The following is a 14,641-nucleotide window of genomic DNA, read 5'->3' on the forward strand; positions in this document are numbered from 1 at the left end:
GAGTGGGAAAAGGCGAAGCCAGGTGCTTCGCCTTTTTCTTTGGGGGAGGGAGGGGGAGACCTGCGTTCTCCTTGGCGAATGAATTCGCCCCTACAGCGCTCCTGCCTTCTTCCACGCCAGGTAGCGGCTCACCAGCTGGGGTCCCAGCTCGCTGGGGCGCGCGTCCAGTACCGGCACGCCGTGGGCTGCGAGGCGTTCATGCAGGCTGTTGCGGGCATTCAGGTAGTCCACTGTGCCGCAATAGGCGAGGGCGTCATCGAAGCCCTGGACCGGGGTATGGCGCAGGCTGTCGAGGACTTCCTCACGCAAGCTGACTACCAGCAGTCGGTGTTGGCGACCGAGGCGTTTCACTGCGTTGAACAGTTCAGTGTCGTCCTCATCGCGCAAGTTGCTCACCAGTACCACCAGTGCGCGGCGCCGCTGGCGTGCCAGCAGCACGTCCGCAGCGGCGCTGTAGTCGGCTGGGCGCAGGGTGCTGTCCAGGTCGTAGACGCCATTGAGCAGCACATTCAACTGCGCCGGCCCCTTCACCGGCGCCACGAAGCGATCACGTTCGGCAGCGAAGGTGGACAGGCCAACCGCATCGCCCTGGCGCAGCGCCACATAGCTGAGCAGCAGGCTTGCGTTGAGGGCGTGGTCGAAGTGCGAGAGATCGCCGTCCTGGCTACGCATGCGGCGACCGCAGTCGAGCAAAAAGACGATCTGCTGGTCACGCTCGTCCTGGTACTCGCGGGCGATCGGCGTGCGTTTGCGCGCGGTGGCCTTCCAGTCGATCTGGCGCAAGGTGTCGCCGTCGCGGAACTCCCGAAGCTGGTGGAATTCAAGGCCCAGGCCGCGGCGCGGTCGCTGGCGCACGCCGAGTTGGCTGAGCCAGTCGTCCACGGCCTTCAGTTGCGCGCCATAGAGGCGCGCGAAGTCCGGGTAGACGCGTGCTTCACCGGGCAGGTCGAGCACGCGCTTGTGCCGCCACAGGCCCAGCGGACTGGGCAGTTGCACTTCGCAGGCTGGGAAGTGGAAATGGCCGCGCTTGACTGGGCGCACCCGATAGCCGAAGTCGGTGTGCTCACCCGGGTGCAGAGCTACGCGCTGGGGCAGGGGCTCGAACTCCATGGCGGCCGGGACCTGGTCGAACAGATCGATTTCCACGGAGCGGCCATAGCCGTGATGGAGGGTCAGTCGGACATCGCTCCAGCGTCCCAGTGCCAGATTCCCCGGAAGGTTACGCTCCAGGCGCGGTGATGGCAGGCGGCGCAGCCAGGCGCAATCCAACAGGCCAAGCAGGATGAGGGCGCAGAGTAGACCCCACCAGAGCAGGTTCAACTGCTCGGGCAGCTTGATGCCCAACGCTGGCAGCGTGCCGAGCAGCAGGGCCAGGCCGAAGAGCCCGGCCACCAGCACCAGCAGTGCGCGGGAAGGCTTCATAGGCGCGGCGCCGGTACCTGATCTAGGAGTTGCTGGAGTACCTGATCCACCGACAGGCCCTCGATATCCAGTTCCGGCGAAAGGCGTACGCGATGGCGCAGTACCGCCAGGGCACAGCCCTTGATGTCGTCCGGCAGCACGAAATCGCCGCCGCGCAGCAGTGCGCGGGCACGGCCACCGCGGACCAGGGCGATGGAAGCGCGCGGTCCGGCCCCCATGGCCAGGCCAGGCCAGCTACGTGTGGCGCGGGCCAGGCGCACGGCGTAGTCCAGCACCTGGTCGTCCACCGGCAGATCGCTGGCGATCCTCTGCAGAGCCAGGACGTCACGGGCTTGCAACAGGGTGCGCAACGGCGCCACTTCGAGCATATCGGCGCGAGCCGAGCGGGTGACCTGGCGTACCAGGTTCAGTTCTTCATCAGCGGCCGGGTAATCCATGCGCAGCTTGAGCATGAAGCGGTCCAGCTCGGCTTCTGGCAGGGGATAGGTACCTTCCTGCTCGATAGGGTTCTGCGTCGCCAGCACGAGGAAGGGTTGGGGTACCGGCAGGGCGCGGCCTTCCAGGGTCACCTGGCGTTCCTGCATCACTTCCAGCAGCGCGGCCTGGGTCTTGGCCGGGGCACGGTTGATCTCGTCCGCCAGTAGCAGGTTGGTGAACACCGGTCCCTTGCGCAGCTTGAACTGCTCGCTCTGCATGTCATACACGGCGTGGCCAGTCACGTCGCTGGGCATCAGGTCGGGGGTGAACTGGATACGCGAGAACTCGCCGCCGAAGCAGCGGGCCAGGGCGCGGACCAGCAGCGTCTTGCCGAGGCCCGGCACACCTTCCACCAATACGTGGCCGCCAGCCAGCAAGGCAGTGAGCACATCGTCGATTACGGCGACCTGGCCGATCACGGCCTTCTGCAATTCCACGCGCAACGCCTGGGCCAATTGGCTGGCGCGCTGACGCTGGATGGCGGCCGAGGGCGCGGAAGCGCTGCTGGCTTCGGTTTGCGACGGATCGGAAATCTCTTCGCTCATAGGGCATTCCTGAGGGTTTGCAGGTGGGCGACCTGGCGGGTGAAGTCGGCGGCGGTAAGCCGTTGCTTGGGCAGCGGCCGCATGGCCTGGCTAATGGCGCTGGGCGGCAGACGGGTCAGGCGGCCCAGCACCTGCCACTGCTCGGCCACGGGGAGCCGTTCGAATCCGGGGTGACGATGACGGGCGCGGCGCTGGATATCACGTTGCAGGCCTTGCAGCAGGCTGGACTGGCCACTGCGACGGAGCAGGAAGTCGGCGCTTCCGCGCAGGTGTTCTTGCAGTTGCCGGCGCGCGCGGCTGGCTGGCGCCTGCAGCGGCCCCTGGCGTTGGCCAACGTGCCAAAGCAGCAGGACGACGAACAGGGCGAGGGCCACCAGGGCTTCGGGGAAGTTCTGTCCGAGCAGGGTGACCAGGCTGTCGCGTTCGGCGCGGTAGAGCAGGGTGACGGTGCTGTCCTGGGTCAGATACCAGAGCAGCCAGGCGTTGTCGTACTCGTCGATATCGCGGTTCTGCCAGATCCAGCCGTCGGTAAGCACGGTGACCAGACCGTCGCCGTGGTCCAGCTGCAGCATGTGCGTGGCCTTGGCGCTGTTGGCCCAGGCATGGGCGCGGTTCTGGCTGTCGTAGAGGTGGAATTCAGGGTCGAAGCCGGCGTAGGCCGGTGCCTGTTCATTTTCCAGATAGAGCTTGGTCAGCTCGGGGAACGGATCTCCCTCTGCGAGCTCCTGGTCGTCCTGGGGAGAGACAGAGGCCGCAGCCTGTTCCTCGGTGCGGTTGTCCTCAGGCGCCTCGGGCTCAGTGCTTTTGTCTTCGTCGAGCTCCTTGGCTTCGAATTGCTGGATGCCCAGCCGATCCGCCAGCAGGTCGCCGCTCTTGCCGTCGCTTTCGTCATAGATGCGCTCGGCGATGAACAGTAGGTGTCCGCCCTTGCTCGCCCACTCCAGCAGGCGGTCGGCCTGGCGTGGCGTCATGCGTGAGCGGCTGCCGAGCAGCAACAGGCTGTGGCCGGCACTGGGCAGATTGTCGAGTACTTCCAGGCCGTTCGCCCGCACTACTTGCAGGCCCTGCTTGCGCAGGAAGTGCTCGGCGGCGAGGTACGGATTGCCCAGCACTTCCGGCGCGGGGCCGTGTTCGACGATGTCCTGATAGGGCTGCAGACGCCCACCGAGATGGATCGCCAGCAGGCCCAGTAAAAGGAACAGGCCGGCGCAGATCAGGAAGCGCAGGCGCGGTTTCATGTTGCGGCTCCGGCGTTGAACAGGCGACGCCAGCCATCGCAGAGGCCTTGGCGCAATTCGCTTGCGGGCAGGCGGTGGCCGTAGGCGAGGTTCTGCCAGTGCCCGGTGAGGACCTGGCTGAAACCTTCCAGCTCGGTGTTGTCCAGGCGACGCACCAGTTGCAGCACTTCACCTTCGGTATGGGATTGCTTGAGCGGCAGGCGGAAGTCGTGCAGCAAGCGGCTCAGCAGGGCGCGATAGAGCAAACCGAGGGCTTCGCGGGGTTGGCTGGACCAGAGGCGCTCGGCCTCCGCAGCGACATCGTCCGGAAGGCTTTCCGGCGCCAGCTCCAGACCGAACAGCACTGAAGGCGCTACGCGTGTGCGGTGCTGGGGCAGTCCCAGTCGTCCGGCGAAGGTGCTGAGCCAGTCGCGGTAGCGCCAGAGCAGCAGGGCCAGAAGGCTGATCAGCGCACCCCAGAGCAGTACCTTGATGACCAGGGCAAGTGTGTCCAGGCTCTTGGCGTACTCGGCCAGCTTGAACAGGCTGCGGATGAACTCGGCCCAGCCTTCGACGTCTTCGGGCTTCAGTTCCTTGTCGGCGGCCTCCTCGCCCAGACGCCAGCGAGTGACGGTTTCCCGGTTCTGGAAGGGCGGATTGTCCAGCAGGGCGCCAATGTCTTCCTTCGCGGCCTTGCCGGTCAGCGACTGGTGGGTGAGGCGTTCGGCATCGGGGCCATCGAGGAAGGCCTGGGGTGCAAGGCACAGGGCCGGCGCGTCATCTGCCATGGCCGGTTGCGGCAGCTGGCTTAGCAGCAATCCCAGGCCCAGCAGAAGCGCGTAAGCGGTACCGGTCAGGCGCTGGCGCATGCGGCGGAACTGCAATTCGATGTCCCAGCCTTCCAGGGACGTTCGACGGTTCAGGTACAGGGTGAAACCGCAGGCGACGTAGACCGGTCCCCAGATCACCAGTACCAAGGCATAGAGGCTGTTGGACAGGTGCTCCAGCCAGAGCCACTCGCCCGAGGCCATTTCCAGAAGCTTCTGCCAGTCCCAGTCGATCACCACCTGCTGGGGCAGCATCAGGTAGAGCAGTGTGATGAAGCCGAACCAGAGGGCGGATTCCAGATGCACGCCGATCACCGTCAGCCAAGTGGCACCGCCCGCGTTGCGTTGCCCCAGGACCACCAGGCGCTGGCTGCGTGCCTGCCCGGAAAGTCCTTCCAGTTGCAGCACCGGCAGATCGAAACTTCGGGTGGTGCTGAGGCGCCGCCAGGTCAGGCTGGCGAGCAACTGCGGCTTGAGCAGTCGCGGGTATGCGCGCAGGGCCTGCCTGAGGGTCGGTGTGTCGCCAAACAGGGCGCGGGAGAGAATGTACAGCGGCAGCCGTTCATAGGCGGGCTTCAGCAGCCAGAAAAGGAAGACCGCCAGGCCCGGATACTTCCAGCAAACCAGCGTGAGGAGGCCGAACACCGGCAGGGTCACCAGTGCCCAACTGGCCATCAGCAGGCCGGCATGGCGACGCGCCAGCAGTACGCCGAGGTCCATGGCCTCCCAGGCGCTACGCGGACGGATAGTGACGCTGGCGTCAGTCAGGCGCATGAGTCCTCCTGCCCACCAGCCCGAAATAGAGCGCGACCAGCAGCCAGAGGCAGGCGCCAACCCAGTATTTCACCTGGGGCGTGACCAGGGTCATGGAGGACCAATAGGCTTCGATGAAAGCAGCGATCACCAGCAGCAGTATCACTCCGGCTACCAGCTGTACGCTGCGTGCACCGGCCAGGCGCAGCGCTTCGCCGCGGGGCAGACGGCCTGGCGCGAGCAGGGCCCAGCCCAGTTGCAGGCCGGCGGCACCGGCGAAGGCGATGGCGGTGAGTTCGAACGCACCGTGACCGATGACGAAGGACCAGAAGGTTTCGCCGAAGCCGATCTGAGTCAGGTGCCCGGCCACCGCACCTATGTGGAGGCCGTTGAACAAAAGGAAGAACAGGCTACCGACGCCGAAGAGCAGGCCGCCTGCGTAAGTCTGAAAGGCGATGCCGATGTTGTTCATGATGTAGTGGCCGAACATCATCCAGTCGTCCCCGGAGTCTCGTTCGCTCATGGGGCCGATGCGTCGGGCGTCAGGGTCGTACATGGACTCCATCGACGACACCTGCTCCGGATCCAGCACGCTGTAGACCAGATCCGGCCAGTTGTGCACCAGCAGGCCCATCAACAGCAGGCTGCCATAGAACAGCAGGCAGGCGGCAGCGATGCTGCGCCACTGGCTGCGCACCAGGCGCGGGAATCCGCCCAGCAGGAAGCCCAGCAGGCGCGCGCCGAGGTGGCTGCGATGGCGGTAGAACTGCTGGTGGCCGCGCATGGCCAGTTGGTGCAGGTGCTCCACCAGGTGGCTGCTATAACCGCGCTCCTGGGCCAGTGCCAGCTGTTGGCAGACCTGCCTGTAGTCGGCGGAGAAGCTTTCGCAGGCGCGAGCATCGGCCTTGCCACGTTCGAGGCGATCGAGCAGATCGGCGAAGGCTTTCCAGCCAGCCTGATGCTGGCGTTCGAAGAGATTCTGTTTCATGGCGTGCTCGATCCCAGCAGACCAGGGGCGATGCCGTTGATGCGGGCTTGGGCCTGCTGCGGCAACACGTTCAGCGGCGCGGCGAGGATGCCGGCGAGTTCAGCGCGGCGGGCCGGTGATAAGTCGGCCTGGCGTTCGGCGAATCCCAGCAGGGCGCGCTGGTCGGCGAGGGTCAGGTCGAATGGTGCGCGCTCAGGCTCGGCATCTGGTAGTTCGGGACGCTGGGTCTTCTCGTCGCGATAGACCACCAGGCTGCCGGCGGCGATATCACCCAGGCGCTTGAACGTTGGATGCAGGAGGCAGCTGAGGGCGCCCAGGGTATAGGCGAAGGGCAGCAGATCGACGAAGCGCAACAGGTTTCGCACCAGGGAGGCGGACCAGCCAATGGGAGTACCGTCGTCATGCACGACACGCAGCCCCATTATCTGCTTGCCGGGCGAGCGGCCCTGGTTGAGTACTTCGAACAGCACCATGTACCACCAGTTGAGCAGGAACATGAGGATCAGGCCGAGGCCGAAACCGAGTTGTCCGAGCAGGGCCAGGGCAATGAACAGCACCAGCATGATGGCGCCACGAATGGCCAGGTCGATGGCATAGGCAAGAGCGCGTGGCAACAGGCCGGCCGGACGCAGAATCAGGTCGATGCCTTCCGGTGTTTCCACCTGGTAGCGGGTGTCCAGCGGTTGGGCCTGGGAGTCGGCAGGTTGGGGACTGGCTCGGTTTGCGGGCATCGGCTGGGCGCCAAGGGGAAAGCCAGATGCTAGCGAGCGGCCGGTATCCAGGCAACCTGGCCGAGAAGACTCAGCCCGCATGCTGTGAAAGATTTGGAGTTTTCGACGGAGCGCATGGCACGCAGGTGCGTGCGCGAAGTGCGAGAGGCACGGGCATGGGGCAGTCCTTGGCGGGGGGCGATCGTCCAGTGGCGGCGATTCTAGGCACGCCGGAAACCGCCCAGCAAGTCGTTGGATGGCGAAGTTTCACCGCCCGTTCAGCGCCTTTGCCATACACGTCCCGGTGATAGACTGCCCAGCTCACGAACAAGGGGGACGCCGTGACTTCCAGCATTTTCTGGCACGACTACGAAACCACCGGCATCAACCCGCGGTGCGACCGGCCACTGCAGGTAGCCGGAATTCGGACTGACGAGGCGCTCAACGAGATCGGCGAGCCGATCAACCTCTACTGCAAGCCCAGCGATGACATCCTGCCCCATCCGGCCGCTTGCCTGGTCACCGGCATCCTGCCCGCTACCCTGGCGGCGAAAGGGTTGGGCGAAGCCGAGTTCATGCATCGGGTACATGCCGAATTGGCCCTGCCAGGAACCTGCGGCGCCGGCTACAACACCCTGCGCTTCGATGATGAAGTCACCCGCTACAGCCTCTATCGCAACTTCTATGATCCTTACGCTCGCGAGTGGCAGGGCGGTAACAGCCGCTGGGATCTGATCGACCTGGTACGTACTGCCTATGCACTGCGTCCAGAGGGCATCGAGTGGCCGCAACAGGACGGTCGCGTCAGCCTGCGGCTGGAGCTGCTCACTGCGGCCAACGGCATCGACCATGGTCAGGCCCACGATGCACTTTCCGACGTCCGCGCGACCATTGCCCTGGCACGCCTCCTGCGCGAGCGCCAGCCGAAGCTGTTCGACTATCTCTACCAGCTGCGCAGCAAGCACAAGGTCCAGGAGCAGGTGCGGCTGCTGCAACCTCTGGTGCACATCTCCGGGCGCTTCTCCGGTGAGCGACATTACCTGGCAGTGGTGCTACCCCTTGCCTGGCATCCGCGCAACCGCAACGCGCTGATCGTGTTGGACCTGCAGTCGGAGCCGGGCCCGCTGCTCGAACTGGATGCGGAAGTGCTGCGCCAGCGCCTCTATACCCGACGCGATGACCTGGCTGAAGGCGAACTGCCGGTGCCACTGAAATTGCTGCATATCAATCGTTGTCCGGTAGTCGCTCCCCTAGCGGTGCTGCGCGAAGCTGATCGGCAGCGCCTGGGCGTTGATCTGGAACTCTGCCAACGTCGTGCCGCGTTGCTCACCGAGCAGGCTGTCATCTGGCAAGAGAAGTTGCCGGTTATTTATGCGGAAGAGGAATTCTCTTCGCCGGATGATCCGGAGCAGCAGTTGTATGACGGATTCCTCGGTGACCGTGATCGTCGCCTGTGTGAACAAGTGCGGCTCGCCGATCCGCAACGTTTGTCTCGCGAGAATTGGCCGTTCGATGACCCGCGCCTGCCTGAGTTGCTGTTCCGTTACCGTGCAAGAAACTTCCCTGAAACTTTGTCGGAATCCGACCGCTCACGATGGGAGGCGTTTTGCAGGAATCGGCTGAATAGCCCGGAATTCGGGGCGCCTAATACCATGGAGAGTTTTTTCAAGGCGCTGGATGAGTTCCAGCTCAAAGCTGATCCGGCACAACAGGTGGTGTTGCTGGAGTGGCGTCGATATGCCACGGAACTGCGGCATCGCTATCAGTTGTGAAAACGCCCCGGGTACTTCCGGGGTTTACCCGCGCCAATAAAAAACGCCAGCAGATGCTGGCGTTCTTTATTGCTGAAGGCTTAGCCCAGGATGGTGGCCCAGCTTTCAACGGTGTCAGCGCCCCACTTGGCTTTCCACTCTTTCAGAGTCTTGTGGTTGCCGCCTTTGGTTTCGATGACTTCACCGGTGTTCGGGTTTTTGTACTGCTTGACCTTGCGGGCGCGCTTGCTGCCGGTGGCAGAAGCTTTCGCGGCGCGCGGGGCCTTGGTGGAGCGGGCATCGGGATCGAGCAGGGCAATGATGTCGCGCAGGGACTTCTGATATTCGCCCATCAGAGTGCGCAGTTTGCCTTCGAACTCAAGTTCTTTTTTCAGCTTGTCGTCCTGGGACAGGTTCTTCAGGCGCTCCTGGAGCTCCTTGATGGCTTCTTCCGTTGCCCGGTATTCGTTGATCAGCGACATGTCGGCGTCCCTTGTTGGAATCGTACGTTGACTTGCGATTGCGAAGTGTCATCAATAATAGACAGCGATTATCTGCAAGTAAATAAGCAGGAAAACTTTTGTACGCATTGTCGGCGACTTCTTCTTTCATACTAGTCCGCCGGTCGCTCAAGTGCGTAATTGCGCTTCGTACACTCGCTATATCGATGTCCGCTTACGCCCCTTAGTTGTGCGTCGCGCTTTTTTTACGATGGCCGGCAATCCGCTGTAACCCACGTGGTTACTGAAGTTTTTGCGCGTAGTGGCTAGAATGGCCGCCTTTGTGAAGTCTCTGGAGTGTTCCCAAATGCGCACATTTCGTCTGGTGATTGCCTGTCCGGACGGCGTCGGCATCGTAGCCAAGGTCAGTAACTTCCTGGCTACCTACAACGGCTGGATTACCGAGGCCAGCCATCATTCGGATAATCAGAGCGGCTGGTTCTTCATGCGCCATGAAATCCGTGCCGATTCCCTGCCTTTCGATCTGGATGGTTTCCGCCAGGCGTTCGCGCCCATAGCCCGTGAGTTCGCCATGGACTGGCGGGTGACCGACTCCGAAGTGAAGAAGCGCGTCGTGCTGATGGCCAGTCGCGAGTCCCACTGCCTGGCCGACTTGCTGCACCGCTGGCACAGCGGTGAGCTGGATTGCGAGATACCCTGCGTGATCGCCAACCACGATGACCTGCGCAGCATGGTGGAGTGGCACGGCATTCCTTATTTCCACGTACCGGTGGATGCGAAGAACAAGCAGCCGGCCTTCGATGAGGTTTCGCGCCTGGTGGAGGAGCACAATGCCGATACCGTCGTGCTTGCCCGCTACATGCAGATTCTCCCGCCGGAACTCTGCCAGCGTTATGCCCATCAGGTGATCAACATTCACCACAGCTTCCTGCCGTCCTTCGTGGGGGCCAAGCCTTACCACCAGGCTTCACTGCGTGGTGTGAAGCTGATCGGCGCCACGTGCCACTACGTCACTGAAGAGCTGGATGCCGGCCCGATCATCGAACAGGACGTGGTGCGAGTGACCCATCGCGACAGCGTTGAAGACATGGTTCGCTTCGGCAAGGACGTGGAGAAGATGGTGCTGTCCCGTGGACTACGCTATCACCTTGAAGACCGGGTACTGGTGCACGACAACAAGACCGTCGTGTTCAACTGACGACCTTGGCGGGCATCCGCTCCGGTCAACCGGAACAGGAGCCCGCCCATGCTCAAATCCATAAAGGTGCGCGACTACATGACCCGCCACCTGGTGACCTTCAGGCCCGACACCGATCTTCTCCTCGCCATCGAGCGGCTACTGGAGCATCGGGTATCTGGTGCGCCCGTGGTGGACTCGCAGGGCCACCTGATTGGCATGCTCTCGGAGGGCGATTGCCTGCGTGGCATACTTTCCGGCGCGTATTACGAAGCGGCGATTGGCAATGTCGGCGGATATATGTCCACCCAGGTGGAGAGCGTTTCGCCCGAAGCCGACATCATTGATGTCTGCCAGCGCTTCCTGCGCGACAAGCGACGGCGTTTTCCAGTAGTCGAGGAGGGGGTTCTGGTCGGCCAGATCAGTCGCCGCGATGTGCTGCGCGCGGTGAAGGGCTTTGCTCAGCATGACCCTGAACAACCACCGGAAGTCTGAGGATCGCTGCCATGGCTGACCCACGTGACCGAGCCACCTCCAGTCCACCGCCTACGCTTGGCGAAGGCTGCGTGCGGCGTTATGACCCCGATGAGCTGAGCGAGGAAAACGGCACCGAGTTCCCAGGGGCCGCCGAGTTATGGCGAAAGACGCAGGAAGTGGAAGAAGAAGCGAAGAAGGCGCCATAGGGCGCCTTCTTCGTTTGGGGCGTTAATCGCCCTCTCTCCGAAGAGGAGAGAGTTGGGGTCAGATCCGGAAGCTGCCCACCAGTTGTTGCAGACGCGCAGCCTGCTGGTCGAGGTCGGCACAGGCGCGCAGGGTGGCCTGGAGGTTTTCCACGCCTTCCTGGTTGAGGGTGTTGATCTCGGTGATGTCCATGTTCAGCGAGTCGACCACGGCGGTCTGTTCCTCGGTGGCGGTGGCCACCGACTGGTTCATGCCGTCGATCTCGCCGATGCGATGGGTCACGCTGCCCAGGCGCTCGCCGGCCTGGTTGGCGATTTCCACGCTCTGCTCGCTGTAGCGCTGGCTCTCGGTCATGGTGGTGACCGCTTCGCGGGCGCCGACCTGCAGTTCCTCGATCATCTGCTGGATTTCCTGCGCCGACTCCTGGGTGCGATGCGCCAGGTTGCGCACTTCATCGGCCACCACGGCGAAACCACGGCCGGCTTCCCCGGCGCGGGCGGCCTCGATGGCGGCGTTGAGTGCCAGCAGGTTGGTCTGTTCGGAAATGCCTTTGATCACTTCGAGGATTTGGCCGATGTTCACCGTCTTGCTGTTCAGCGTCTCGATGTTGCCGCAGGAGGCGCGGATCTTCCCGGACAGTTCGTTCATCGCGGAAATGGTGCGCTCCACCACCTGACGGCCATCCTCGGCGAGGGTGCGTGCGGAGGACGCCTGGTGCGAGGCATCGGCGGCGTTGCGGGCGATTTCCTGGGCGGCGGCGCCCAGTTCATTGATCGCCGCGGCGACGCTGTTGGTGCGGTTGGCCTGCTCGTCGGAGTTGCTCATGGATGAGTTGGAGGCGTTGAGCACGAGCTTGGCCACCTGGTTCACCTGATTGGTGGCCGAGGACACTTCGCGGATGGAGCCGTGGATACGCTCGACGAAGCGGTTGAAAGCACTGGCCAGTTCGCCGAACTCATCCTGGGTATGGATCGCCAGGCGGCGAGTCAGGTCGCCTTCACCCTGGGCGATGTCCTGCATGGCGCGACCCATGATGTGCAAGGGCTGCATCAGCACACGGATCAGCATGCCGAGCAGGATCATGATGATCACCACTGCGATCACGGTGGCAATGATGGCCGATGCACGGAACTCGCTGAGCATGCTGTAGGCCTTGTCTTTGTCCACCGAGACACCGATGTACCAGTTAACAGAAGGCAGGCCCTTTACCGGGGCGAAAGTGAGGATGCGGGTGCTGCCATCCAGTTCGACTTCGCTGAAACCGGTGCTGATGGCAGGCGTGTTCTGCGGATAGATGTCCCGCAGGCTTTTCATCACCATGTCCTTGTTCGGATGCACCAGGATCTTGCCGTCGGAACTAACCAGGAAGGCGTAGCCCATGCCGTCGAAGTCCAGCGCGTTGATGATCTGCACCAGCGTCTGCAGGCTCAGGTCGCCACCGGCTACGCCGAGGGACTGGACCGGTGTGGCAATGGTCATGATCAGCTGGCCGGTGGCTGCGTCCACATAGGGTTCGGTGAGGGTGGTGCCGCCAGCGCTCTTGGCGCCCTGGTACCAGGGACGCGTGCGCGGGTCGTAGCCCTCAGGCATTGCGCTGTCCGGGCGCATGGTGAATTGCCCGTCCTGGGTACCGAAATAGGTGAACGCAAATGTCGAGCTCAGTGCCCGCTGTTGCAGCAACGCAGGTACGGCCTCAGGTGAAGAGTTGGCAGCCAGGGATTCGGCCACGCTTTCCACCAGCAGAATCCGGCCCGATAGCCAGTTCTGGATATTGCTGGCGGTGACATCGCCCATTTCCTGCAGGTAGTTTTCCAAATCGTCTCGGAGCGCATTCCTTTGCAAGTAATCGTTGTACAGGGTGAACAGCGAGAAGGCTGCAATGACCACCAGCGAGGCGGCGAGCAGAATCTTGTGGCTGAACCTGAGGTTTTTGATCATGTTTGCTTGCGTCCGGTTGGGTCAGGCACCAGTCTTTATGGCACGCGAGTGCTGAAAAACTGAGTAGAAACGTCGGTTTATATATCGGCGGGAATCAATGAAAGCTTTAACCGAGGAAGGCGAAATGCCCGATCAAAGTTCCCTGATTCTCGGCGCTGGCCCACAGGGCAATGCCGTATCCCAGGCCATGAAACTGGCCAATCGCCACGGGCTGATCGCTGGCGCCACTGGCACCGGCAAGACCGTGACCCTCCAGCATCTGGCCGAAGTCTTCAGCGATGCCGGTGTGGCGGTGTTCGCGGCGGATATCAAAGGTGATCTGTGCGGTCTTGGCGCAATGGGCAACCCCCAGGGCAAGGTGGCCGAGCGCATCGCCTCCATGCCCTGGCTGGGCCACCGGCCCCAGGCCTACCCGGTAACGCTCTGGGACGTTGCCGGGCAGTCCGGCCATCCGCTGCGTACCACGCTCAGCGAGATGGGGCCGCTGCTGCTGGGTAACCTGCTGGAACTGACCGACAGCCAGCAGGCCGCGCTCTATGCAGCCTTCCAGGTGGCTGATCGTGAGGGTCTGCTGCTGCTCGACCTGAAGGATCTGAAAGCCCTGCTCAACCACCTCAAGGATCACCCGGAGCTGCTGGGAGAGGACCGCGCCCTGTTCGCGGGTTCCTCTGCCCAGGCACTCCTGCGGCGCCTGGCCACCCTGGAACAGCAGGGCGCCGAGGCACTGTTCGGGGAGCCGGCACTGCAACTGGAGGACATCCTCCAGCCGGATCGAGACGGCCGTGGGCGCATCCATCTGCTGGATGCCAGTCGTCTCGTCCATGAGGCTCCCAAGGTGTACGCCACTTTCCTGCTCTGGCTGCTGGCCGAACTTTTCGAGCAACTGCCCGAGCGTGGCGATGCCGACAAACCGGTGCTGGCGCTGTTCTTCGATGAAGCGCATCTGCTCTTCACAGGTACCCCGAAGGCCCTCCAGGAGCGCCTGGAGCAAGTGGTGAGACTGATTCGTTCCAAGGGCGTTGGCGTGTACTTCGTCACCCAATCCCCCAGCGATCTGCCGGATGATGTGCTGGCGCAGCTCGGCTTGCGCATCCAGCATGGCCTGCGCGCTTTCACCGCCAAGGAACAGAAGTCGCTACGCGCAGTGGCCGATGGTTTCCGCCCCAACCCGGCGTTCGACGCGTTGGCTGTGCTCACTGAACTGGGTATCGGCGAGGCCCTGGTGGGCACCCTGGAAGAAAAGGGCACGCCGGCCATGGTCCAGCGCGTAGCCATCGCTCCGCCGCAGTCGCGAATCGGTCCGTTGAATGACAGCGAACGCGCCGCACTGGTGCGGAGTTCGCCCCAGGCCGGTCGTTACGATAAGCCGATCGATCGCGAGTCCGCCTATGAAATGCTCACCGCCCGCGCAGCCCAGGCGCCCGTCGAAGAGCCGGAGCAGACGGGCGGCAAGGCTTCGGCCAGCCAGCCTGGCGTGGGAGACCTCGCCGGTGAGCTGCTGGGTTCCTTCGCCAGCCAGGCGATGAAGACGGCGGTGCGCCAGGCGGCCAATCAGCTCGGCCGGCAACTGGTGCGCGGCCTGATGGGATCGTTGCTGGGTAGTAGCAAGCGCCGTTGAAGGGAACTCATTGTGGGAGCGAATTTACTCGCGAATGAATTCGCTCCCGTAGTTGAAGAATCAGGAACGAAAAAGG

At 63.2% G+C, this 14,641-nt stretch carries 13 protein-coding genes; 5 read left to right on the plus strand and 8 right to left on the minus strand.

Features of this window, described 5'->3' with window-relative positions:
• Positions 1–90: 90 nt before the first annotated feature.
• Genes SA496_RS03620 through SA496_RS03645 form a run of 6 tightly spaced genes read right to left on the minus strand, consistent with a single transcriptional unit; the run spans position 91 to position 6,960 of the window.
• Positions 91–1,422 (minus strand): DUF58 domain-containing protein, encoded by a 1,332-nt coding sequence (locus tag SA496_RS03620; protein WP_120652746.1) that lies wholly within the window; start codon positions 1,420–1,422, stop codon positions 91–93.
• The gene (locus SA496_RS03625; protein ID WP_120652745.1) at positions 1,419–2,444 is read right to left on the minus strand and encodes an AAA family ATPase; all 1,026 of its coding nucleotides are present in this window, start codon (positions 2,442–2,444) and stop codon (positions 1,419–1,421) included. The genes SA496_RS03620 and SA496_RS03625 overlap by 4 nt, the downstream gene beginning before the upstream one ends.
• Entirely contained in the window at positions 2,441–3,682 is a 1,242-nt protein-coding gene (locus tag SA496_RS03630; protein WP_120652711.1) for a DUF4350 domain-containing protein, read from the minus strand. The genes SA496_RS03625 and SA496_RS03630 overlap by 4 nt, the downstream gene beginning before the upstream one ends.
• Positions 3,679–5,262 carry a DUF4129 domain-containing protein gene (locus SA496_RS03635; RefSeq protein ID WP_120652710.1) on the minus strand — a complete coding sequence of 528 codons (1,584 nt, stop codon included), beginning with the start codon at positions 5,260–5,262 and terminating at the stop codon, positions 3,679–3,681. The genes SA496_RS03630 and SA496_RS03635 overlap by 4 nt, the downstream gene beginning before the upstream one ends.
• Complete coding sequence (locus tag SA496_RS03640) at positions 5,249–6,229, minus strand: stage II sporulation protein M (RefSeq protein ID WP_153922400.1); 981 nt, start codon at positions 6,227–6,229, stop codon at positions 5,249–5,251. The genes SA496_RS03635 and SA496_RS03640 overlap by 14 nt, the downstream gene beginning before the upstream one ends.
• Positions 6,226–6,960 (minus strand): RDD family protein, encoded by a 735-nt coding sequence (locus SA496_RS03645; protein ID WP_330115057.1) that lies wholly within the window; start codon positions 6,958–6,960, stop codon positions 6,226–6,228. The genes SA496_RS03640 and SA496_RS03645 overlap by 4 nt, the downstream gene beginning before the upstream one ends.
• Before the next feature lie 320 nt (positions 6,961–7,280).
• Here SA496_RS03645 and sbcB point away from each other — a divergent pair, with 320 nt between their 5' ends.
• Positions 7,281–8,711, plus strand: a complete 1,431-nt coding sequence (gene sbcB, locus SA496_RS03650) for an exodeoxyribonuclease I (RefSeq protein WP_120652708.1) — start codon at positions 7,281–7,283, stop codon at positions 8,709–8,711.
• Between the two features lie 80 nt (positions 8,712–8,791).
• On the opposite strand, the gene mvaT is transcribed toward sbcB, so the two are convergent.
• Entirely contained in the window at positions 8,792–9,172 is a 381-nt protein-coding gene (gene mvaT / locus SA496_RS03655; RefSeq protein WP_120652707.1) for a histone-like nucleoid-structuring protein MvaT, read from the minus strand.
• Between the two features lie 325 nt (positions 9,173–9,497).
• Here mvaT and purU point away from each other — a divergent pair, with 325 nt between their 5' ends.
• From purU to SA496_RS03670, 3 genes are read left to right on the plus strand one after another with little or no spacing between them, the layout of a single operon-like run.
• Positions 9,498–10,349, plus strand: coding sequence for a formyltetrahydrofolate deformylase (gene purU / locus SA496_RS03660; RefSeq protein ID WP_120652706.1), 852 nt, complete (start codon positions 9,498–9,500; stop codon positions 10,347–10,349).
• 48 nt (positions 10,350–10,397) lie between these two features.
• Complete coding sequence (locus SA496_RS03665; protein WP_120652705.1) at positions 10,398–10,823, plus strand: CBS domain-containing protein; 426 nt, start codon at positions 10,398–10,400, stop codon at positions 10,821–10,823.
• An 11-nt stretch (positions 10,824–10,834) separates the two neighbouring features.
• Positions 10,835–11,011 carry a hypothetical protein gene (locus SA496_RS03670; RefSeq protein WP_330115058.1) on the plus strand — a complete coding sequence of 59 codons (177 nt, stop codon included), beginning with the start codon at positions 10,835–10,837 and terminating at the stop codon, positions 11,009–11,011.
• Between the two features lie 58 nt (positions 11,012–11,069).
• Here SA496_RS03670 and SA496_RS03675 read toward each other — a convergent pair whose 3' ends face one another.
• Positions 11,070–12,947, minus strand: a complete 1,878-nt coding sequence (locus tag SA496_RS03675) for a methyl-accepting chemotaxis protein (RefSeq protein ID WP_120652704.1) — start codon at positions 12,945–12,947, stop codon at positions 11,070–11,072.
• Positions 12,948–13,071: 124 nt separating this feature from the next.
• Between SA496_RS03675 and SA496_RS03680 the strand changes: the two genes are divergently transcribed.
• Entirely contained in the window at positions 13,072–14,565 is a 1,494-nt protein-coding gene (locus SA496_RS03680; protein WP_153922402.1) for a helicase HerA-like domain-containing protein, read from the plus strand.
• Positions 14,566–14,641: the final 76 nt, after the last annotated feature.

The sequence above is a fragment of the Pseudomonas sp. JS3066 genome (genome assembly GCF_036328175.1).
In the GTDB taxonomy this organism is placed as follows: Bacteria; Pseudomonadota; Gammaproteobacteria; order Pseudomonadales; family Pseudomonadaceae; genus Metapseudomonas.

Excerpts from the sequence above, each read along its gene's own strand:
- SA496_RS03620 (WP_120652746.1), bottom strand. The coding sequence starts at position 1,422 with ATGAAGCCTTCCCGCGCACTGCTGGTGCTGGTGGCCGGGCTCTTCGGC.
- SA496_RS03625 (WP_120652745.1), bottom strand. The coding sequence starts at position 2,444 with ATGAGCGAAGAGATTTCCGATCCGTCGCAAACCGAAGCCAGCAGCGCT.
- SA496_RS03630 (WP_120652711.1), bottom strand. The coding sequence starts at position 3,682 with ATGAAACCGCGCCTGCGCTTCCTGATCTGCGCCGGCCTGTTCCTTTTA.
- SA496_RS03635 (WP_120652710.1), bottom strand. The coding sequence starts at position 5,262 with ATGCGCCTGACTGACGCCAGCGTCACTATCCGTCCGCGTAGCGCCTGG.
- SA496_RS03640 (WP_153922400.1), bottom strand. The coding sequence starts at position 6,229 with ATGAAACAGAATCTCTTCGAACGCCAGCATCAGGCTGGCTGGAAAGCC.
- SA496_RS03645 (WP_330115057.1), bottom strand. The coding sequence starts at position 6,960 with ATGCCCGCAAACCGAGCCAGTCCCCAACCTGCCGACTCCCAGGCCCAA.
- mvaT (WP_120652707.1), bottom strand. The coding sequence starts at position 9,172 with ATGTCGCTGATCAACGAATACCGGGCAACGGAAGAAGCCATCAAGGAG.
- purU (WP_120652706.1), top strand. The coding sequence starts at position 9,498 with ATGCGCACATTTCGTCTGGTGATTGCCTGTCCGGACGGCGTCGGCATC.
- SA496_RS03665 (WP_120652705.1), top strand. The coding sequence starts at position 10,398 with ATGCTCAAATCCATAAAGGTGCGCGACTACATGACCCGCCACCTGGTG.
- SA496_RS03670 (WP_330115058.1), top strand. The coding sequence starts at position 10,835 with ATGGCTGACCCACGTGACCGAGCCACCTCCAGTCCACCGCCTACGCTT.
- SA496_RS03675 (WP_120652704.1), bottom strand. The coding sequence starts at position 12,947 with ATGATCAAAAACCTCAGGTTCAGCCACAAGATTCTGCTCGCCGCCTCG.
- SA496_RS03680 (WP_153922402.1), top strand. The coding sequence starts at position 13,072 with ATGCCCGATCAAAGTTCCCTGATTCTCGGCGCTGGCCCACAGGGCAAT.